Origin of the sequence: Sinimarinibacterium arenosum, from assembly GCF_005047655.1 — a bacterium.
Lineage (GTDB): Bacteria > Pseudomonadota > Gammaproteobacteria > Nevskiales > Nevskiaceae > Solimonas.
The window spans coordinates 49,936-68,417 of the sequence record NZ_SUKF01000008.1 but is presented as its reverse complement, the minus strand read 5'-3'; the positions used below and the strand labels follow the sequence as shown (position 1 = coordinate 68,417).

Below are 18,482 nucleotides of genomic sequence, written 5' to 3'. Positions count from 1 at the left end.
CACAGCTCCGCCATCAGAGCCGCATGGGCATGACGACGTACTTGCTGGAGTCGTCATCCGCACCGTGAATCAAACCGCTCGAATCAGAGTTCTTCAACAGCATCACGAACCGCTCGCCATCCAGCGCACTCAATGCATCCAGCAGATAGTTCACGTTGAAGCCGATTTCCATCGGTGTGCCGTCATAGGAGACCTCAAGATCCTCTTCGGCTTCCTCGTGCTCCGGGTTATGCGTCTGCAGGCTCAGCTTGTCGCCGTCCAGGCTCAGACGCACGCCGCGGAATTTCTCGTTGGACAGAATCGCGGTGCGCGCCAAAGCACGCTTGACCATCTCGCGGTCGGCATTGACCTGCTTGTCACCTGAATCCGGAACCACGCGCTCGTAATCCGGGAAGCGACCATCGATCAGCTTTGAAGTCATCCGAACCACGTCGAGATCCACTTCGATCTGTCCCGCGCCGATCTTCACCGTCACGGACTCTTCAGTGGCATCGAGCAGACGTTGCAGTTCAAGCACCGCCTTGCGCGGAACAATGACCTGACTGACTTCTGAGAAACCAGTTGCGATGGCGACTTCGCTCAGCGCGAGTCGATGACCATCGGTCGCAACGGACCGCACACGCTGGCTGTTGACCTCAAGCAGCATGCCGTTGAGGTAGTAACGCACGTCCTGCTGCGCCATCGCAAACTGGGTCTTCTCGATCAGGCGTTTGAGCTGCCCCTGCTGCAAGGTCAGGCTGACGCCCTCCGCGACACGTCCCATCGCCGGAAACTCTTCGGCACGCAGACAGGCGAGCGAGTAGCGACTGCGACCCGACTTGAGCTGCGCTTTCTCGGCGCCGAGCTCCAGACTGATCTCTGCACCCTCCGGCAAACCGCGGCAGATGTCGAACAACTTGCGTGCCGGGATCGTGGCTCGACCGGGTGCCAGGTTCTGGACGCGGGCACGCGCTTCAAGCTCGATCTCGAGATCGGTTCCGGTGACGATCAGTTCGTCATCCTTGAGTTCGAGCAGGAAGTTCGACAGCACCGGCAAGGTCTGTCGACGCTCGACCACACCGATCACGGCCGACAGCGCGGACAACAGCTCGTTTCTCCCCACTTGCAGTTTCATGACGTCACCAGATTCCAATATCTGTATAGATGTTTAAATAAGTAACAGTAGTAAGCTGTCGCCCTGGCACTGAATAACTTTTAAAACTATTTAAAAAACAAATAATTAGACGAAAAAACCAGCTTAACTCAGCACCGCAGTTGAGCCCGCTTTTCCTGTGGATAACCTCATGACAGTTGTTATCCACATGTTGTTCGTGTCGATACACCCTGATTTACCCGGGTATCTGCCAACAAGGTTTCAGACCCCCAGTTGTCGCTGCAGATTCTCATAATCCTCGCGAATTTTCAGGTCTTCACCACGCAGCTCCGTCACCTTGCGGCAAGCGTGCAATACCGTCGTGTGGTCCTTGCCGAACGCGTCGCCGATTTCCGGCAAGCTGTGCTGGGTCAGTTCCTTGGCCAGCGACATCGCGATCTGGCGCGGGCGCGCCAACGAACGCGTGCGCCGGGCCGAGCTCAGATCCGCTACGCGGATGTTGTAGTAGTTGGCCACCGTGCGCTTGATGTTCTCGATCGTCACCATGCGCTCATAAGCGGCCAGCAGATCCTTCAACGTGGTGCGCGCAAAGTCGACCGTCAGCGGTTCACCGCGCAGCCGCGAGCTGGCCGTCAGTCGCAGCAAAGCCCCTTCAAGTTCACGCACGTTGGACCGCACGCGCTGTGCCACAAACAAAGCCACTTCTTTCGGAAGCCGGACATTGTTGGCCTCGGCCTTGGCAATCAGGATCGCCATGCGGGTTTCCAGCTCCGGGGGCTCGACCGCCACCGACAGACCCCAGGCGAAACGGGACTTCAGGCGCTCGTCGATCCCATCGACGTCCTTGGGATAGCGATCGGACGTCAGCACAATCTGTTTATGCGCGTCGATCAGCGCGTTGAACGTATGGAAGAACTCTTCCTGGGTGCGTTCCTTGTGAGCAAAGAAATGCACGTCATCGATCAGCAGCGCATCGACCGAGCGATACAGGTTCTTGAATTCTTCGGTGCGGCCGTGACGGATCGCCGAGGTGAAGTGATTCATCCACTGCTCAGCACCCATGTAGGCGATGCGCGCGCGCGGATTGCTGTTGAGGATTGCATTGCCGACGGCATGCATCAGATGGGTCTTGCCCAGGCCGGAGCTCCCATAAATCAGCAGCGGGTTGTATTCCTGCCCCGGCGTCTCGACCACATGTTCGGCAGCGGCACGCGCGTGGGAATTCGAGCGCCCCTCAATAAAGTTGACGAAGGTGTAGTCGGGATTGAGCTTGCCGGTGATAACTGCGCTGCTCGGTTCCTCGACCGCGGCAAGCGGCGCCGACATCGGGGTGGTCGCTGTCGCGGAGGCTGACTCGGCCGAGCCGACGCCGACATCGACGGCCGGCGCATCATCGCCTCCCACCGCGTGCAGCGCGCGTTCGATCAGCGCGAGAAAGTTTTCTCGCACACGCTCGACCACGAGTCGATTGGGCGCCAGCAGCAGCAGACGACCCTCGGTAGCAATCGGGTGCAGCGGGCGAATCCAGGTGTTGATGTCGCGATCCGATAGCTCGCCTTCCAGCCAGCGCACGGATTGCGCCCAGAGTTCCTTTTGATACATGGAGTTCTTTTGGTGATTCGGTGACGGGCCCCCGACCGCGTCGGTGTGCCAGTCTACGGCTTCGCGTCACACTTATCCACAGGCGATCCATCTATCCGCTTGAACACAAAAGCTTCAGCCGCTAAACTCCGCGCCCTTTTTGCTTAAAGACCCTTTCGGGGGATGTCATGTCCAAGCGCACATATCAACCCAAAAAGCTGAGCCGTAAGCGTACTCACGGTTTCCGCGCCCGCATGGCCACCAAGGGTGGTCGTCTGGTGCTGTCGCGTCGTCGCGCCAAGGGGCGCAAGCGGCTGTCGGCCTGAGCCGGGCGGCGCAGTGACCCATGGCGCGCTTCCCGCGGCGCGCCCGCCTGCTCAAGCCTCCGGAGTTCCGCAACGCCTTTGCGAAGGGGAAGCGGATCCACGAGCGCTGGTTCACGGCGGTGTATGCGGCCAACACGCTGGATTGTCCGCGTGTAGGTCTGGCGATTGCGAAGAAGACGGTTCCTCTGGCCGTGGAACGCAATCGCATCAAACGGCAGATTCGCGAACAGTTCCGCAACAGCGCGGAGCTACTGCCTGCTGTGGACATTGTGATCCTGTCGAAAGCGGGCGCGACGAAGGCGAGCAGTCTGGAGTTGCGCGCGAATCTGCAGTCGCTGTGGCGACGCATCTCAGCGTCCCAGGCCGCGGCCTCGTCCTGCTGATCCGCGCGTATCAGCTGGTGCTGAGCCCTCTGCTCGGCCCGCGTTGCCGTTTCTATCCCAGTTGTTCGCACTACGCCATTGACGCTTTGCGGCTGCACGGCGCACTGCGTGGCAGCTGGCTCGCGATCAGACGCATTCTGCGCTGTCACCCGTTGAACCCAGGCGGGTATGATCCCGTGCCCGAATCGACCCACCGACCCTAGTCAACGATCCGTCATGGAAAACCGCCGCTTCTTTCTTATTGCCTTGATCGGCGTTGTCCTGTTCTTCACCTATCAGGCCTGGCAACAGGACTACGGTCCGCAGGCGCAGCCCGCCGTCTCCACCGGTGCCGCGCCGGCCACGGCAACCGTCGCCGACGTCGATGTCCCCGTCGCGACGCCGGGACAGACTCCCGCCATTGCGCCGACCCCGGACGCCGGACTTGGAACAGCGCCTGAGAGTCGCATCATTGTCGACACCGACCTGGTGACCGCGGAAATCAGCACCGAGGGCGGCGAGTTGCGGCGCCTGGCGCTGAAGGACTACTCGGTGACCAAGAAGAATCCGGACGAAAAGTTCGCGCTGCTGGACGATCGCGACGGACATTACTTTGTACTGCAGAGCGGTCTTGCCGGCACGACGGCCCAGCTGATCACGCACAAGACCCGTTACACCGCCACGCAGACCGAGTACCACATGGCTGCCGGGCAGGATCAGCTGGATGTCGTGCTCAGCTATACCGATCCGAGCGGCTATTCCGCGCGCAAGATCTACCGTTTCACGCGCGGCAGCTACAAGATCGATCTGATTCACGAACTCGACAACAGCAGCGCCGCCGACATCGTTGCCAGCCCCTACGCACGATTGGTGCGCACCAACTACCAGGCGGGCGGCGAACCCCGCTTCGCCAGTACCTTCACCGGCGTCGGTTTTTACGAGCAGAAGGAAGGCGGTGACGGCTACCGCTACAAGAAGACCAAGCTCGACAAGCTGAACAAGGATGCCTACGAGGCGAATCAGACGGGCGGCTGGATCGCCATGCTGCAGCACTACTTCGTTGCCGCGATTCTGCCGCCGCCGGATCAGACCGCGAGCTATACCGCCAAGCCGACCCAGGGCCAGGCATACATGGCGCAATACGTTGGTCAGACCCAGACCATTGCCGCCGGGACCCAGGTCAGCTTCGATACGCCGCTGTACCTCGGTCCGAAGTTGCAGGACGGATTGGACGACATCGTTCCGGGCTTCGAGTTGACCCTGGACTACGGCATCCTGACGCCGATCTCCGAGCCGCTGTTCTGGCTGCTGTCGCACCTGCATGGCTGGACCGGCAACTGGGGCTTCGCGATCATCCTGCTGACCCTGCTGGTCAAGGTCATGATGTACAAGCTGTCGGAAGCGCAGTACCGCTCGATGGCCAAGATGAAGAAGTTCGCGCCGAAGATCCAGGAGCTGAAGGAACGCTTCGGCGACGATCGCGAGCGCATGCAGAAAGCGATGATGGAGCTCTACAAGAAAGAGGGTTTCAATCCGCTGGCCGGTTGCTGGCCGCTGCTGGTGCAGTTCCCGGTCTTCATTTCGCTGTACTGGGTGCTGCTGGAATCGGTTGAACTGCGCCAGGCGTCGTTCATCTTCTGGCTCAACGATCTGACCTCGCCGGACCCCTATTACGTGCTGCCGGTGCTGTTCGGCGTCAGCATGTTCATCCAGCAAAAGCTGTCCGGTCAGCAGGTGGCCGATCCGACACAGCAGAAGATCATGCAGCTGATGCCGATCATGCTGACGGCGTTCTTCACCTTCTTCCAGTCGGGTCTGGTGCTGTACTGGTTCGTCAGCAACCTGATCGGTATCGCCCAGCAGTGGATCATCACGCGCCGGCTGGAAAGTGCGGATGCCGCGAAGGCCGCGGTCAAGCGCTAGAGTGCGGGCGTGAGCCCGAACCCGACGACCGATACCATCACCGCGATCGCGACCCCGAGCGGAAGGGGCGCGATCGGCGTTGTCCGCCTGTCCGGACCCGACGCAGCGCAGATCGCGCACACCCTCTGCGGTGCATTGCCGTCACCCCGCGTGGCGGCCCTGCGTTCGTTTCGTGACGCTGATGGCAACACCATCGACCGCGGTCTGGTACTGTACTTTCCGGCACCGCATTCGTTTACCGGCGAAGACGTCGTCGAGCTGCAAAGCCACGGCGGCCCGGTCGTGCTCGACACACTGCTGCGAGCGACCTGCGCTGCCGGCGCCCGCATCGCACGGCCCGGAGAGTTCTCCGAGCGCGCCTTTCTGAACGACCGCCTCGATCTCGCCCAGGCCGAAGCCATCGCTGATCTGATCGACGCCGGCACCCGCGATGCCGCGCGCGCCGCGATGCGTTCGCTGGACGGAGAACTGTCACGCCGCGTCGGACAACTGACCGCGGAACTGGTTTCACTGCGGGTGTTTGTCGAAGGCGCTCTGGATTTTTCCGACGAAGACATCGACTGGCTCGCCGACGCCGGGCTGCGCGCACGCGTCGAAGCGCTGCGACAACAGATCGCGCAATTGCTCAAGGAAGCCGATCAGGGTCGCCGGCTGCGTGATGGTCTGACCGTCGCGCTGACGGGTCGTCCCAACGTTGGCAAATCGACTTTGCTCAATCGTCTGGCTGGTGCCGACGTTGCCATTGTCACGGACATTCCCGGCACCACCCGCGACGTGCTGCGCGAAAATCTCGATCTGGGCGGCCTGCCGCTGACGGTGGTCGACACCGCCGGGCTGCGTGAATCCAGTGACGTGGTCGAACAGGAAGGCGTGCGTCGCGCACGCCGCGCACTGGAACACGCCGAGGTCGCACTGTTTCTGCTCGAGGCCCCGCAGGGGCTGACGTCGGAAGATGCGGCGCTGTTGGCCAGCCTGCCGCAAACGCTGCAACGTATCGTGCTGCACAACAAGAGTGATTTGCTGAACGACACCGCACCACAGCGCTGGGTTGAAGGCGGCGTGGTGCATCTGTCGCTGTCCGCAGCGGACGGGCGTGGCATCGACAGCTTGATTCACGAGCTGCATCGCGTGGCCGGCATCAGCGAAACGCGTGAGGGCAGTTTTTCCGCGCGCACCCGTCATGTTGACGCGCTACGTCGCACGCTGGCGTTCGTGCAGGACGCCGAACAGCGTTTGCGCGAAGGCGCCGATGTCGAACTCGCGGCTGAAGAACTCCGTCTTGCGCAGGACGCGCTCGGCGAGATCACCGGCAAGATCAGCAGCGACGATCTTCTCGGCGAGATCTTTTCCCGCTTCTGCATCGGCAAATAACGCCGCCGCATGACCGCAGAAGAATTCACCGCGTTCCTGCACGACAACATCCCGCTGACGCGGGCGCTACAGGTGCGTGTGGCCGAACTGGACGCAACGCAGATCCGGCTGGCGGCGCCGCTGGCGCCGAACCTGAATCATCACGGCACCGCATTTGGTGGCAGTCTCGCGGCGCTGGGCATTCTGGCCGGCTGGTGTGTGGTCCATCATGGCCTGGCCGAGCAGGCACTCGATGTCACGCTGGTCGTGCGGCGCAGCACGCTCGATTATCTGCGCCCCGGCAATGGCGAGCTGCACGCGGAGAGCCGATTGCCGTTGCCGCAATGGCAGGCATTCATCGAACAGCTGCGCAACGGCCAGCGCGCGCGTCTCGAGATCGACAGCCGCGTCTACAGTGACGGCGGCGACGCGGTGCAAGTGCGCGGGGTCTATGTCGCCACGCCGAAGGCTGCGGGCGACACTGTGTCGGCCTGAATTTGCCGGGCTGCTACGATGGCGGCCGTACGCTTCTGTCGGTGATGCCATGTCGTCTGCGTTCCAGTTCTGTCCCCGCTGCGCCACGGCGCTGATCCCGCGCGAACAGGGCGGCTTCGTCCGCCACAGCTGCCCCAACCAGGCCTGCGGGTATGTGCACTGGGACAATCCGACACCGGTGGTTGCCGCGGTGGTGGAACACGACGGTGCCATCGTGCTGGCGCGCAACGCCCTGTGGCCGACACGGTTCTTTGGCCTGATCACCGGCTTTCTGGAACGCAACGAAGACCCGGCCGAAGCGGTGCTGCGCGAGGTCAACGAAGAGCTGGGCTTGCAGGCGCACAGCCCGAGCTTCATCGGCCATTACACCTTCGAGCGCATGAACCAGCTGATCATCGCCTACCACGTCATCGGTGAAGGCGAGATCGTGCTGAACGAAGAACTCTCCGAGTTCAAGCGGATCGCGCCGGCAAGCGCGCGCTATTGGCCTGCGGCAACCGGACTGGCCTTGCGCGACTGGTTGCTCGCACAAGGCCATGATCCGCAGCCGATGGAACTGCCCACACGCAGCTGAGCTGCGATCACGCGGTGCCAGCTAGCGCCTGCAGCAGCAGCGTGCGGGCGATGCCGTCCTGCAAGGTCTTCGGTGCTTCCAGATTCAGTCTGCGCAAGTGATGGCGCATCTCGGTTGGCGCTTCCCTGCGGCCGTGCAGCAGATGCGTCAGCAACAGCTTCCACTTCGGCGTGGACTCGGCACGTGCCTTCACGGCCTTCAGTGCCTTGGCCAGCATCAACTCTTCGTCGGTGAAGTCGCAGCCCAGCGGAAAGGCCGGAAACAGGCCGCGTGCCCGGAACGGTGCCAGCGCTGCCTCAAGTCGCTCCGGCGTGTTGTTGCGATGGCGTTCGGGGACCTGATAACCGCGTTCGATCTTGCCGGCCTGTTGCGCGCGTGCCAGCAGTGACGGCTGATGACGTGAGTCCGCGATGTTGATCAGCGCCTTCGCGACTTCGCTGTCACTGCGCCCACGCAGCTGCGCAATGCCGTATTCGGTGATGACGATATCGCGCAGGTGACGCGGGATCGTGGTGTGGCCGTAGTTGAAGACGATGTTGCTGTCGCCATTGGTGTCGCGCACCGCACGCACCAGCAGAATCGAACGACCGTCGCGCAGCTGATGCGCCATCGCAACGAAGTTGTACTGACCGCCAACGCCGGAGACCACGCGCAGATCGTCCAGACCGTCCGACACCACCGCGCCGGACAGCATTGCCATCATGCCGGTGTTGATGAAGCGCGCGTCACGCCGCTGGTGCTGGTACAGCCGCGGATTGACGTCGAGCTGATTGATCTTGTTCACCCCGGTCATGCAGATGGCGTCGCGCTCGGCCTGCGTCATCGCGTTGAGGCCGTCGTAAAACGCACGCGGACCGAGGAAGAAACCCCCGTGCAACACGATGCCGCGACGCAGCGCCGTACCCATGCAGCGCGCCATCAGCGCACGCGCCGTCGGGTCGGCCACATTGGCCACCGCGCGTTCGCCGTCCGGCGCGACGATGTAGCCATGTTGGTAGCGTGTGTCGTCGGTGAAGAAGCCGTGATGCTGCAGGCACTCGAAGTCCTGCGTGCGGATCACGCGCACGCCCAGCGACTCCATGTGCTCCAGCACCACGGGGTCCAGTGCCTCGGGCTTGCAGCGGCCGTCGTTGATCAACTGCTGCAGCGCCCAGAAATCGTAGACTCGCCGGCGCAGGATGCCGGCACGCAGCAGATGCCAGAACCCGTCAACAAACATCTCGGTCGCACCGTACAGGCCCTGCTCGAACGGCCCGGTTCCACCAATGGCCTCAATCAGCTCGGCGCTGTCGCGGGCGACGCCGGAGGCTGCCAGTGCATCGCGATAACTTGCCGTATCTGCGTCCCGCAGCTTCAACGCATCGACGATCGCGTCGCCGAGTGAACCGATACCGATCTGCAACGTGCCCCCGTCACGCACCAGCGCGCTCGCCGCGAGTCCGATCATGACGTCGGGCGTCGTCACCGGCATCTTCGGTGTCGAGAACAAAGGCGTGGTGCAGCTGGGATCGTCGATCACCAGATCAAACAGCGTGTCCGGCACTTCGGCGTCGTTGGCCATGTACGGCAGATTCTGGTTGATCTCCGCGATCGCAAGGTAAGGGCGCCCGGATTCCTCAAGCCGTTGCGCCAGCTCCAGCGAGGTGTCCGGATTGCACGACAGGCTAAAGAAAGTGCGGCCGTCGACCACGCGTTTGCATACGATCTGCGTCACCACATTGCAGCCGCGGTCGAACACATCGCGTGCGGCGAAGGTGTAGTTGGTGCTGATGTAGTTCTGCTGCGCGCGCGCGTTGCCGAGCATGCTGCCGGGACGGAAGAAGAATTCGCAGACTTCGACATTCGCCGGCAGGCTGCCGTCGCGCTGCGCGCGCACGTATTCGAGGTCCGGCACGCCGGCGAACACGCGGTCCACGAACGGCTGCAGAAAGGCGCGCTCCAGCGGACTGGCCCCGCTGGGTTTTTCCAGCGACAGCGCACTCAGAATCGTCAGCTTGATCGAAGGATCGGCGCAGGCCCGACGATACAGCGCATTGACCAGCTCGACCGGCTTGCCCAGACCCAGCGAAAGACCCAGGCGGATGTCCTTGCCGATGCGGCGCAGAATCTCGTCCACAACTGTGTCAACAGTATGGTGAACGACTGGTGTGGTAACCCTCATCCCTGATCCTCGCTGGATACGATGTATTGCGGCTCGACAGGCCCTAGAATGCCGGGCATTCGTCGCCGCGCGACGACCCCATAGCGGTTCAAGACAGCCATGACGTCCACGAAAAAGCCTGAGTCCAAAGTTCCTGCGCCGGAAGCCGACACGGAAGCCGGCGCGCCGGATGAAACCAAAGGCGCATTCAAACAGAAATTGCGCAAACCCGAGCCCTGGAGCTTCGGAGGCCGTAACGGCCGCGGCAATGTCAACGGCGGTGGCAGGGTGCAGCCGGACGCCGAACGTCGCGCCGGCAAGTCGCGCAAAGTGCACTGACACCGCAGCAACGGCATCACCCTGTCCTGACCGGGTGCTCGGCGCCCGCTGCCGCTGGTCGGCTGACGCGCCGTTGCCACCCCAATAGCGCCCGCTGGTCCAAACCGCTCTTGCTGCCCAACGGCCTCACGCCAGACTGATCTGCGTCGACCCGCAAGGGTCCCTGCGAGGGTCAGATCATGGATGCGACGAATGCGACCGTGGTGCGGCTGGCAGCCGAGCCTGATCTGGAAACCTATTGCCGCTTGATCTGCATGGAACTGGGCGACGGTTACAGCGCCCGGCGTGCCGACGACGGCATCGACCTGATTCACCTCTGGACCCCGGAACGCGGCTGCCTGACGGCGAGCCGGCGTGGCAGCGACATGATTGTCCAGGCCAGCGACTGGCCGGTGGTTGAAGCCTTTGGCGAGCGGCGCAGTTACAGCCAGGCCATTCACTCGCGCCTCTCGATGCTGCGCGACGTCCGCTCTGCCGCGCACGATCTGCAGCGGCGCGTGGTCGAGCCATACCGCGTGGCGCTGAACGCCGCGCGCCGTGATGCCGCGGCCTACCGTGAGCTGTTGAGTGACGTGGTCGACTGTTTCGATCGCTGCGGCTTCTCGACGCAGGAAGTGCATCGAGCCGGCCGCACGCTGCAGGCGCGTCGGCCGTGGGACGCGCTGGATCAAACCGAGACCCGCATGCCCAGCAGCAGCACGGTCACCGTGACCTTGCAGCCCGACGCCGCGCTGGGCAGCTTTGAAATGCATTTTCTGTCGCTGCAGGAACTGGCCGAGCTCAGCGAGTTCGTCTCCGGACTGATGCAGCGACGCCGGCCCAAGCTGCGCTTGTGCGGCTAGCGGGTATTCATGCCGGTTCATGCAGCGCGCCGGATCACGTCGAACGAACGATCAGACCGACATCGCTGAGCGCCGCATCTAGCTGCGCCCAGCGCTGCTCCAGCCCCCCGGTGATGCCGATCGACAGCCGCACCAGACCTGGACTGATGCCAGCGCGGTCGCGAGCCTCGGCCGACAGCTCGCTGGAGGTTGAAGCCCCCGAGCACGACATCAGCGTATCGAAATAGCCCAGGCTGACGGCCATGTAGCCGAAGCGATAGCGGTTCTGCAGCAGCTCCATGAAATCGTCCGCGCGCGCGCGGGTTTCCAGGTCGATGCACAGCACCCCGCCGCAGCCGTAGTCGGTATGCGCCATCTGTGACAGCAGCGCATGGCCCGGGTGCGTGTGCAGGCCGGGATAGATCACCGGCACACCCTGAGCCGCCATGCGTTCGGCAAACACCTTGGCGCGACGGCTGTGCTCGGCCACACGCAACGCCAGATGTGGCAGGCGCAGGCTCAGCTCGAACGCCTGGTGCGGGTCCATCGTCGGCCCCAGCAGCATCAGCGAACCGGTGTGCAGATCCATCAGCTGCTGGATGAACGCCGTGCGGCCCAGCACGGCGCCGGCCACGATGTCGGAGGCGCCGCTGATGAACTTGGTCAGGCTGTGCACGACCACGTCGGCGCCGAGCTGCAGCGGGCTGAGGATCAGCGGACTGAAGGTGTTGTCGATCACCAGCATCGCGTCGTGACGGTGGGCGATCTCCGCCAGCCGCGGAATGTCCGCGACCTTCAAGGTCGGGTTGGCGATGCCTTCGGCGTACAGCACTCGGGTGCCATTGCCGCAGGCGCGCTCGACCGCGGCCAGATCGGAAATGTCGACGAAGTCGGTGACGATCCCGGACTTCTCGCGCAGGTAATCGTTGAGCAACGCGTAAGTGCCGCCGTAGATCGTGTCGCTGGCGACGATGTGATCGCCATGACCACACAGCTGCAGCAGCGCCGCCGCAATGGCGCCCATGCCGCTGGACGTGCAGTAGCCGGCCTCGGCGCCCTCCATCGCGGCGAGCTGATGGCCCAGTGCGTACACCGTCGGATTGAAGTGGCGCCCGTACAGATAGCAGCCGCCGCTGTCCGGTCCGCGCCGGCCCTGGAAGATCTCGGGCATGACCTCGGCATGCATCACCGTGAACGTGGTGCTTGCCTCGATCGACAGATTGACGCCGCCGTGCTCGCCAAATTCGTGACGCGCACGCGCCATCGCTTCGACCGGATCAAATTGCGCCGGAACTGGTTTCATGATGCGTCTCCTCGCATGCCGCACCGCGTGTTATGGGCTCACTATGAACCGGAGCTGAATCAAAAGACTTGATCCCGATCAAGGACTGACGAATTTTCAGCATGGAGCGATGCGCGGGAATTTCCGGTGTTCCTGAGCGCCATGCGTTGTTAGACTCGCCCGGCTATGAAATTTCGCTTACACCGTCACACCGCAAGCCTTTTCTCCCTCCCCCTGCTGCTGTCCGCCGTGCTTGCCCCGGCCGTACATGCTGCTGAAAAGACCCAATACATCGACGACGAAATCAGCGTGACCGTGCGCGACGCCCCGCGCAACGACGGCGGCTACCTCGGCGTCATCAAGAGCGGCGACCGCGTCACCGTGCTGGAGTCCCTGGGGCCCGAGAGTTTCGCGCGCGTGCGCACCGCTTCCGGGACCGAAGGCTGGATCACCGCGCGCTTCCTGTCTGACGAGCCTGCGGCCAAGGACCAGCTCGACAGCACCAAGCAGGCGCTGAACACCGCCGAGGCGCGGATCAAGGAACTCGAACAGGCGCTGGGTCAGGCGCAGGGCAGCCTGGACAAGGCCCGCCCGGCGCTGGAACTGGCACAGGACAACGACCGCCTCAAGGGCGAGATCGCCGAACTGCAGCGTGCCAGCGAAGAGGTCAAGGCCCGCTTCAACGAGCAGAAGGCGCGCCGCAAGACCATGCTCACCAGTGCCGGTCTGATCGGCGCCGGTGTGCTCGGCGGCCTGATCCTGCCGTGGCTCGGCCGCACCGGCCGTCGTCGTCGCTACAGCGAGTTCTAGACCAAAGCTGCTGCGGCCCCGGAGACCTTCGATGAACTGGCGCCGCATCGCCGTCGTGGTCGTGCTGATCCTCGCCGCCGTCGCGGCGTGGCTGCTGTGGCTGCGCCCGCAACGTGATCTGGCGCTGATCGAGCAGCATCAGGCGGCGCCCGCGGTATCCCGCCCCGGCATGCTCACTGCGCGTTGGTACGGCACCACCGCGTTGCTGCTGAGCGACGGCGAGCAGTCGTTGCTGATCGATCCGTTCTTCAGCCGCCCGCCCGGCGTGCTGCCGCTGGCGCGCAATGCCCTGATCGAGCCGGACGAACCGCTGATCCGCGAGTGGCTGGCGCGTGCCGGCGTCACCCACCTCGACGCCGTGCTGGTCTCGCACTCGCACTTCGACCATTCGATGGACGCCGGCGTCGTCGCGCGCGAGACCGGCGCGCTGCTGATCGGCTCCGAGAGCACCGCCAACGTCGGCCGTGGCGCCGGGCTGGACGAAGCGCAGATCCGCGTGATCCAGCCGCAACAGCCGATCACCGTCGGCCGCTACACCCTCCGCTTCTTCGACAGCCGCCATGCCGGCGCCACCGGTGGCCGCCCGACTGGCGACATCACCGCGCCGCTGGTACCGCCCGCGCATTACCTGGACTACCGCCTCGGCGGCGCCTACTCGATCCTGATCGATCATCCCTCCGGCCGTGTGCTGCATCACGGCAGCGCCGGCTACGTCGAAGGCGCGCTACGCGGTCAGCAGGCCGACATCGTGTTCCTCGGTGCCGCGCTGATCGGTGATCTGCCCAAGTATCTGCACGAGACCGTCGATGCCGTCGGTGCCAAGCAAGTCGTGCTCACGCACTGGGATGATTTCACCCGCGGTCTGGATCAACCGCTGCGGCCGATGCCGCTGGTGGTCAATCTGGCGCCGGTGTTTGACTACGTTAAGCGGGCACGCCGCGATCTCAATGTCGTGATGCCGGTGCTGGGGCAGCCGATCGGCATCCGGCACAGCGACGAGCGCGTGTCCGCATCACGCTGAGTGTCGCGGCGGCGACGCCAAAACGGGGCTCGGCCTGATCGGGCCCTTAGCTGAGCTGATGCGTCTGCAGGCGTACCGGGTTACAGCGTGTGGCGACACGCACCGACGCCCGATGAACGCAGCGCCGGCGTGACGCGCCGCGCATACAATCCAAACCCCCTCAGCTCACGCGTCGAGTGCCGCCCATGACCCGCTGCGACGACAAGATCGAATCACCGGCACCGTTCGGACTGCCGGTGCTGACCCAGCCGGTCCCGTTATCCCCCGCCGCCATGCGCCTCATCACCAGTGGCGTGCGCGTGCTGTGGCAGCGGATCGCGGCCGCCACGCCGGACGTCGAGCGCAGCCGCCCGCTGCTGCTGAGCTACGACGTTCACCCCACGCCCGAGGGGCCGGTCCTGATCGAGGTCAACACCAATGCCGGCGGTATGCTCACGGCGCTGGAAGCCAACCGCAACACCAACCTGTGCTGCGCAGACTGGGAACACGGCGTGCTGCAGGAGCGCTTGATCGAACTGTTCCACCGGGATCTGCTGGGCTCATCGCCCCAGGTGCTCGCCATCGTCGACGATGACATTGCCGCACAGGCCCTGTATCCCGAGATGAAAGCGATTGCCGAACTGCTGCGACCCCACGCCGCATCGGTTCACCTGATCGACGCCGCGGAGCTGCACTACGAGTCCGGCCGGCTGCGCCACCAAGGCGAGCCCATCGACTGCGTCTACTGGCGCAGCACAGACTTTCTCATCAGCGAAGAACGCCACGCCGCCGTGCGCAGGGCGATGGACGAAGGCAGCACGCGGGTTGCGCCCTCGCCAGCCGCTTACGCAGCCATTGCCGACAAGCGCCGCTTTCTGGACTGGTCGCACGATCCTGTCCTCGCGCGCGACGAGCGCAGTGGCATGAACTTCCGCATTGCCGAAACCCTGCCAATGGCGAGCCGCACCGCCGAAGCCTGGTACGCCGACCGCGCAAACTGGGTGTTCAAGCCCGCCAGCGGTCATGCCAGCCGCGGCGTCTACGTCGGCAAAAGCATCAGCAGACCGAAACTCACAGAACTCCCGGCGGACGCCTATCTCGCCCAGCGCTACGCACCGCATCCGGTGGTCGATCGCGAAGGCCGCGAATGGAAATACGACGTCCGCTTCTTCGCAGACCGCGACGAAATCATCGGCGCCGTCGCCCGCGTGTTCCACGGCCAGGTCGTCGGCATGCGCACACCGGGCAGCGGATTCGCGCCGGTTTCCGTGGGTCAGACCTGTTGCCTGCTGGGGGCGCTGGCAGAGGCGGACAGTGAGGTGAAGACGGAGTGAGGGGCGCCAATATTGGCGCAACGCAGTATTGAGAGTGCGCTACGCGGACAGCAGGCAGACATCGTATCCCTCGGTGCCAAGCAGGTGGTGCTCACGCATTGGGACGATTTCACCAGCGACCTCATCCAGCCCATATGGCCGATACCGCTGGTGTTCAATCTGGCGCCGGTGTTCGACCACGTTAGGCGGGAATGTCGTGATTTAAATGTGGTGCTGCCGGTGTTGGGGCAGCCGATGGGAATTCGGCATGGCGACGAGAATGCTGCATTACCTTATTAGTTCTGGAGGGTCTCTGGGAATCGAAATCTTCAGATGCTCTCAAATGCGATAAACACATCTGCAGTTTTCTCAACGGACCTGGTACGCAATGCGACTTCATGCCGTGCTCCATCGCTTGGTGTCAGACGCAACTTGCCGGGCAATGGTTGACTAGCCGTATAACCGACAAGGTATTGATACACCTCAAAGACGCCGAGGCACTCGTTGCCAACGCTGACACCCCACTCACACGCCAAGCGCCAAGTAGCTTCCCTAAATAACTCATCTGGGATTACAGACTGATATTCCGGAGAGAGTTCGATATCCGCCGTAACAGTAACGATCGGCTGTGTCACAAGCGCGCCACGCAGCAGAGCTGCGGATGCGGCCCATTCCTCCTTGTCCGACTCGGAGTACGAAAAGTTCTCAGGGAACCTCCATCCGGGTGCGACTTTGGTACATACCTCTCGTAGATTGGTAAGCACAGAAAGCAGTTCATTCATCCAGCGGCCAGCGGAAGTAATGTTCTCGTTGCTCGGAGCTCTGGCGAAGGTTGTGAACACGCCGTCTACCTCAACGTAAATCCCAAAATCTTCCCCGCGAGCTAGCCCGGCAGAAAAAGCGAACAGCGGAGAAAAATATGAAAGTTGCAGTATGGGTTGACCGACCCAACAGGCTGCATTAAAGGTCCAGTTGAAATCCAAAGAGGTGGTATCGTCTTCTACAATGAACTCAAAATGATAGGGAAGTCTGGGATGAGCAATCTGTACTCGGGAACCTGCTATCCCGAAAGTGACAGTTGCGTCGACATCTAGGAAGGAATTGGACTGCTCAGCGGCGAATCGAATTCGAACTGGCTTCTCTTGATTTTCAACGCGGAGCGTCGCTTGATCTAGTGCGATGTTTCGGAACAATTCGGAATCAGGGACATAAAAATTTTCGATATCAACAGTTGTGGAGCCTCCATACTTAATTACCTTGCGGAAAGTATCTTCATGAACTTTTTTGGGACGGAAGTGGAAGGTGACGGCATGTTTTGGTTTTACCTCTACTCGATATCGTTCTACCCCAGCGACCACTTCGCCGGTCACGTTGAATCGATGGTCGAGCGCAGCTAGGTCGTCACTTCGCAACTTAAGGATGCTGACAGGAGAAGCGTACTTTGCGTCTCGTGCTCTTGATGCAAGGCGAACGGCGCACTCCAGGACGCTACAGTGCTCGGGATCTAGTTGTGACTGTTCGGCGAATCGAAATGTCAGAGCGCCGGGCTGTTTGGTAGCCTCATGATGATAGTCGAGCGCGCGAATCGTCTCGGTCTTTAGATCAACAGCGAACAGAAAAACAGGATGACGGGACGCATCGTATCTACGCACGTCCTTTAGCTTCAGCTGTTGTGCCCAAGAGCCATCAGCAAGTGGGCGTCGAACACCTGCGGTCTTTACTTGTACGAAGAAACGTTCAGACGGATGTTTTCCTCTCGCAGGAATCTCAACGTTGAAATCGTAGCCTTCATCGGGGACATCCTTTCTAGGTTCCCACTCGTAGGCTTGGAGCAAGCCCTGAACCAGGGTTTCGCCCAGATCTCCGATGATTTTCGCGCGATTTTTAGCCATGGTCGACGTTCTGCAGCTGACGCCGATAACACTACTTGAGCGCGGCTCTTTGGTGCAGCTGTCCCGATAAGCGGAGTTCCCGCAGGCCGTTGCTCAGCTTTCTTTGGCTGGCCTTTGATTAGTCTATTGGTCCGAACTCATTTGGCGCGTCTTTCTGATCAGCGAGCGTGCACACTCACCGCCGCATATCAAGCACCGCAGCCCCTTCAAAGCGACCATTACGCAACGCGTCCAGTGCCTCGTTGGCTTCATCCAGTGCGAATACGGTGACCTGCGTTTGCACCGGCACCTGTGCGGCCAGCGTCAGGAACTCGTGGCCGTCGGCGCGGGTGAGGTTGGCGACGGACATCACGCTGCGTTCACCCCACAGGATGTCGTAGGGGAAGCTGGGGATGTCGCTCATGTGGATGCCGCCGCAGATGACGCGGCCGCCTTTGCGCACGGCGCGTAAGGCCATGGGTACCAGCTCGCCCGCAGGCGCGAACAGGATCGCGGCGTCGAGTTTCTGCGGCGGGGTCTGTCCGGACTCTCCGGCCCAGACGGCGCCGAGGCTGCGGGCGAAGGCCTGCGTCGTGGTATCACCGGCACGGGTGAAGGCGTAGACATCGCGCTGCTGCCAGATGGCGACCTGGGCGATCTGATGCGCCGCAGCGCCGAAGCCGTACATGCCGATGCGCTTGGCGTCGCCGCACATGCGCAGGCAGCGATAGCCGATGAGGCCGCCGCAGAGCAGCGGCGCCACCGCCTGATCGTCCATCGTCTCCGGCAGCGGCAGGCAGTACGCGGCCTTGGCGATGCAGTGCGTGGCGTAACCGCCGTCCAGTTGGTAGCCGGTGAACTGCGCGTCGTCGCAGAGGTTTTCCTGTTCGTGCAGGCAGTAGTCGCAGTGTCCGCAGGTGCCACCGAGCCACGGCACGCCGACGCGGTCGCCGATTTTCAATGTGCCGGCATCGACTCCCGGACCGAGCGCCTGCACGCGGCCGACAATCTGGTGTCCCGGCACGATCGGGTAGTGAATGTCCGGCAGCTCGGCGTCGAGCAGATGCAGGTCGGTGCGGCAGACACCGCAGGTGCTGACTTCAATCCGCACTTCGCCCGGGCCGGGTTGCGGCAGCGGACGTTCGCGCAGCACCAATGGCGAGCCGGGGGCTTCCAGCACCATGGCGCGCGCGGTCGTCATC

General features: G+C 62.7%; 19 protein-coding genes. 13 read left to right on the top strand and 6 right to left on the bottom strand.

The annotated features are described in order from the left end of the window. Positions 1 to 13 precede the first annotated feature (13 nt). Together dnaN and dnaA are read right to left on the bottom strand one after the other, a co-directional pair. Positions 14 to 1,114 carry a DNA polymerase III subunit beta gene (gene dnaN, locus E4T66_RS16150; RefSeq protein ID WP_136850102.1) on the bottom strand — a complete coding sequence of 367 codons (1,101 nt, stop codon included), beginning with the start codon at positions 1,112 to 1,114 and terminating at the stop codon, positions 14 to 16. Positions 1,115 to 1,354: 240 nt separating this feature from the next. Then, positions 1,355 to 2,695, bottom strand: a complete 1,341-nt coding sequence (gene dnaA, locus E4T66_RS16145; protein ID WP_136850101.1) for a chromosomal replication initiator protein DnaA — start codon at positions 2,693 to 2,695, stop codon at positions 1,355 to 1,357. A 167-nt stretch (positions 2,696 to 2,862) separates the two neighbouring features. Between dnaA and rpmH the strand changes: the two genes are divergently transcribed. The 7 genes from rpmH to E4T66_RS16110 are packed head-to-tail and all read left to right on the top strand — an operon-like array spanning position 2,863 to position 7,704. Next, positions 2,863 to 3,000, top strand: coding sequence for a 50S ribosomal protein L34 (gene rpmH, locus E4T66_RS16140; protein ID WP_136850100.1), 138 nt, complete (start codon positions 2,863 to 2,865; stop codon positions 2,998 to 3,000). A 20-nt stretch (positions 3,001 to 3,020) separates the two neighbouring features. Then, positions 3,021 to 3,383 carry a ribonuclease P protein component gene (rnpA, locus tag E4T66_RS16135; protein ID WP_136850099.1) on the top strand — a complete coding sequence of 121 codons (363 nt, stop codon included), beginning with the start codon at positions 3,021 to 3,023 and terminating at the stop codon, positions 3,381 to 3,383. After that, a complete protein-coding gene (gene yidD / locus E4T66_RS16130; RefSeq protein WP_136850098.1) occupies positions 3,338 to 3,586 on the top strand; it encodes a membrane protein insertion efficiency factor YidD in 249 nt (82 codons plus the stop codon). The genes rnpA and yidD overlap by 46 nt, the downstream gene beginning before the upstream one ends. Positions 3,587 to 3,599: 13 nt before the next feature. After that, a complete protein-coding gene (gene yidC / locus E4T66_RS16125) occupies positions 3,600 to 5,285 on the top strand; it encodes a membrane protein insertase YidC (protein WP_136850097.1) in 1,686 nt (561 codons plus the stop codon). 9 nt (positions 5,286 to 5,294) lie between these two features. After that, the gene (gene mnmE, locus E4T66_RS16120; protein ID WP_136850096.1) at positions 5,295 to 6,656 is read left to right on the top strand and encodes a tRNA uridine-5-carboxymethylaminomethyl(34) synthesis GTPase MnmE; all 1,362 of its coding nucleotides are present in this window, start codon (positions 5,295 to 5,297) and stop codon (positions 6,654 to 6,656) included. Positions 6,657 to 6,665: 9 nt separating this feature from the next. Beyond that, entirely contained in the window at positions 6,666 to 7,130 is a 465-nt protein-coding gene (locus tag E4T66_RS16115; protein ID WP_136850095.1) for a YiiD C-terminal domain-containing protein, read from the top strand. Between the two features lie 49 nt (positions 7,131 to 7,179). After that, positions 7,180 to 7,704 (top strand): NUDIX domain-containing protein, encoded by a 525-nt coding sequence (locus E4T66_RS16110; protein ID WP_136850094.1) that lies wholly within the window; start codon positions 7,180 to 7,182, stop codon positions 7,702 to 7,704. Positions 7,705 to 7,711: 7 nt separating this feature from the next. Here the strand turns inward: E4T66_RS16110 and E4T66_RS16105 are convergent, their stop codons facing one another. Further along, positions 7,712 to 9,820, bottom strand: a complete 2,109-nt coding sequence (locus tag E4T66_RS16105; protein WP_248679760.1) for an acetyl-CoA hydrolase/transferase C-terminal domain-containing protein — start codon at positions 9,818 to 9,820, stop codon at positions 7,712 to 7,714. A 144-nt stretch (positions 9,821 to 9,964) separates the two neighbouring features. Between E4T66_RS16105 and E4T66_RS16100 the strand changes: the two genes are divergently transcribed. Both E4T66_RS16100 and E4T66_RS16095 read left to right on the top strand, forming a co-directional pair. Continuing rightward, positions 9,965 to 10,183 (top strand): hypothetical protein, encoded by a 219-nt coding sequence (locus E4T66_RS16100; RefSeq protein WP_136850092.1) that lies wholly within the window; start codon positions 9,965 to 9,967, stop codon positions 10,181 to 10,183. Positions 10,184 to 10,362: 179 nt separating this feature from the next. Beyond that, positions 10,363 to 11,025 carry a hypothetical protein gene (locus E4T66_RS16095; RefSeq protein ID WP_136850091.1) on the top strand — a complete coding sequence of 221 codons (663 nt, stop codon included), beginning with the start codon at positions 10,363 to 10,365 and terminating at the stop codon, positions 11,023 to 11,025. Positions 11,026 to 11,059: 34 nt separating this feature from the next. Here the strand turns inward: E4T66_RS16095 and E4T66_RS16090 are convergent, their stop codons facing one another. Further along, positions 11,060 to 12,307, bottom strand: coding sequence for an aminotransferase class I/II-fold pyridoxal phosphate-dependent enzyme (locus tag E4T66_RS16090; RefSeq protein ID WP_136850090.1), 1,248 nt, complete (start codon positions 12,305 to 12,307; stop codon positions 11,060 to 11,062). 165 nt (positions 12,308 to 12,472) lie between these two features. Between E4T66_RS16090 and E4T66_RS16085 the strand changes: the two genes are divergently transcribed. From E4T66_RS16085 to E4T66_RS16070, 4 genes are all read left to right on the top strand, one after another. Then, on the top strand, positions 12,473 to 13,096 hold the full coding sequence (locus E4T66_RS16085) for a TIGR04211 family SH3 domain-containing protein (RefSeq protein WP_136850089.1): 624 nt from the start codon (positions 12,473 to 12,475) through the stop codon (positions 13,094 to 13,096). A 31-nt stretch (positions 13,097 to 13,127) separates the two neighbouring features. Further along, positions 13,128 to 14,117 (top strand): MBL fold metallo-hydrolase, encoded by a 990-nt coding sequence (locus E4T66_RS16080; RefSeq protein ID WP_136850088.1) that lies wholly within the window; start codon positions 13,128 to 13,130, stop codon positions 14,115 to 14,117. Between the two features lie 185 nt (positions 14,118 to 14,302). Continuing rightward, positions 14,303 to 15,430 (top strand): ATP-grasp domain-containing protein, encoded by a 1,128-nt coding sequence (locus E4T66_RS16075; RefSeq protein ID WP_136850087.1) that lies wholly within the window; start codon positions 14,303 to 14,305, stop codon positions 15,428 to 15,430. A gap of 12 nt (positions 15,431 to 15,442) precedes the next feature. Continuing rightward, the gene (locus tag E4T66_RS16070) at positions 15,443 to 15,709 is read left to right on the top strand and encodes a hypothetical protein (protein WP_136850086.1); all 267 of its coding nucleotides are present in this window, start codon (positions 15,443 to 15,445) and stop codon (positions 15,707 to 15,709) included. Positions 15,710 to 15,738: 29 nt separating this feature from the next. Here the strand turns inward: E4T66_RS16070 and E4T66_RS16065 are convergent, their stop codons facing one another. Further along, complete coding sequence (locus E4T66_RS16065) at positions 15,739 to 17,301, bottom strand: DUF4365 domain-containing protein (RefSeq protein ID WP_136850085.1); 1,563 nt, start codon at positions 17,299 to 17,301, stop codon at positions 15,739 to 15,741. Between the two features lie 175 nt (positions 17,302 to 17,476). Beyond that, complete coding sequence (locus tag E4T66_RS16060; protein WP_248679758.1) at positions 17,477 to 18,481, bottom strand: zinc-dependent alcohol dehydrogenase family protein; 1,005 nt, start codon at positions 18,479 to 18,481, stop codon at positions 17,477 to 17,479. Position 18,482: the final 1 nt, after the last annotated feature.

Excerpts from the sequence above, each read along its gene's own strand:
- E4T66_RS16110 (WP_136850094.1), top strand. The coding sequence starts at position 7,180 with ATGTCGTCTGCGTTCCAGTTCTGTCCCCGCTGCGCCACGGCGCTGATC.
- E4T66_RS16095 (WP_136850091.1), top strand. The coding sequence starts at position 10,363 with ATGGATGCGACGAATGCGACCGTGGTGCGGCTGGCAGCCGAGCCTGAT.
- E4T66_RS16115 (WP_136850095.1), top strand. The coding sequence starts at position 6,666 with ATGACCGCAGAAGAATTCACCGCGTTCCTGCACGACAACATCCCGCTG.
- rnpA (WP_136850099.1), top strand. The coding sequence starts at position 3,021 with ATGGCGCGCTTCCCGCGGCGCGCCCGCCTGCTCAAGCCTCCGGAGTTC.
- E4T66_RS16090 (WP_136850090.1), bottom strand. The coding sequence starts at position 12,307 with ATGAAACCAGTTCCGGCGCAATTTGATCCGGTCGAAGCGATGGCGCGT.
- E4T66_RS16085 (WP_136850089.1), top strand. The coding sequence starts at position 12,473 with ATGAAATTTCGCTTACACCGTCACACCGCAAGCCTTTTCTCCCTCCCC.
- dnaA (WP_136850101.1), bottom strand. The coding sequence starts at position 2,695 with ATGTATCAAAAGGAACTCTGGGCGCAATCCGTGCGCTGGCTGGAAGGC.
- E4T66_RS16065 (WP_136850085.1), bottom strand. The coding sequence starts at position 17,301 with ATGGCTAAAAATCGCGCGAAAATCATCGGAGATCTGGGCGAAACCCTG.
- E4T66_RS16060 (WP_248679758.1), bottom strand. The coding sequence starts at position 18,481 with ATGACGACCGCGCGCGCCATGGTGCTGGAAGCCCCCGGCTCGCCATTG.
- dnaN (WP_136850102.1), bottom strand. The coding sequence starts at position 1,114 with ATGAAACTGCAAGTGGGGAGAAACGAGCTGTTGTCCGCGCTGTCGGCC.
- E4T66_RS16080 (WP_136850088.1), top strand. The coding sequence starts at position 13,128 with ATGAACTGGCGCCGCATCGCCGTCGTGGTCGTGCTGATCCTCGCCGCC.
- rpmH (WP_136850100.1), top strand. The coding sequence starts at position 2,863 with ATGTCCAAGCGCACATATCAACCCAAAAAGCTGAGCCGTAAGCGTACT.
- E4T66_RS16100 (WP_136850092.1), top strand. The coding sequence starts at position 9,965 with ATGACGTCCACGAAAAAGCCTGAGTCCAAAGTTCCTGCGCCGGAAGCC.
- yidC (WP_136850097.1), top strand. The coding sequence starts at position 3,600 with ATGGAAAACCGCCGCTTCTTTCTTATTGCCTTGATCGGCGTTGTCCTG.
- E4T66_RS16075 (WP_136850087.1), top strand. The coding sequence starts at position 14,303 with ATGACCCGCTGCGACGACAAGATCGAATCACCGGCACCGTTCGGACTG.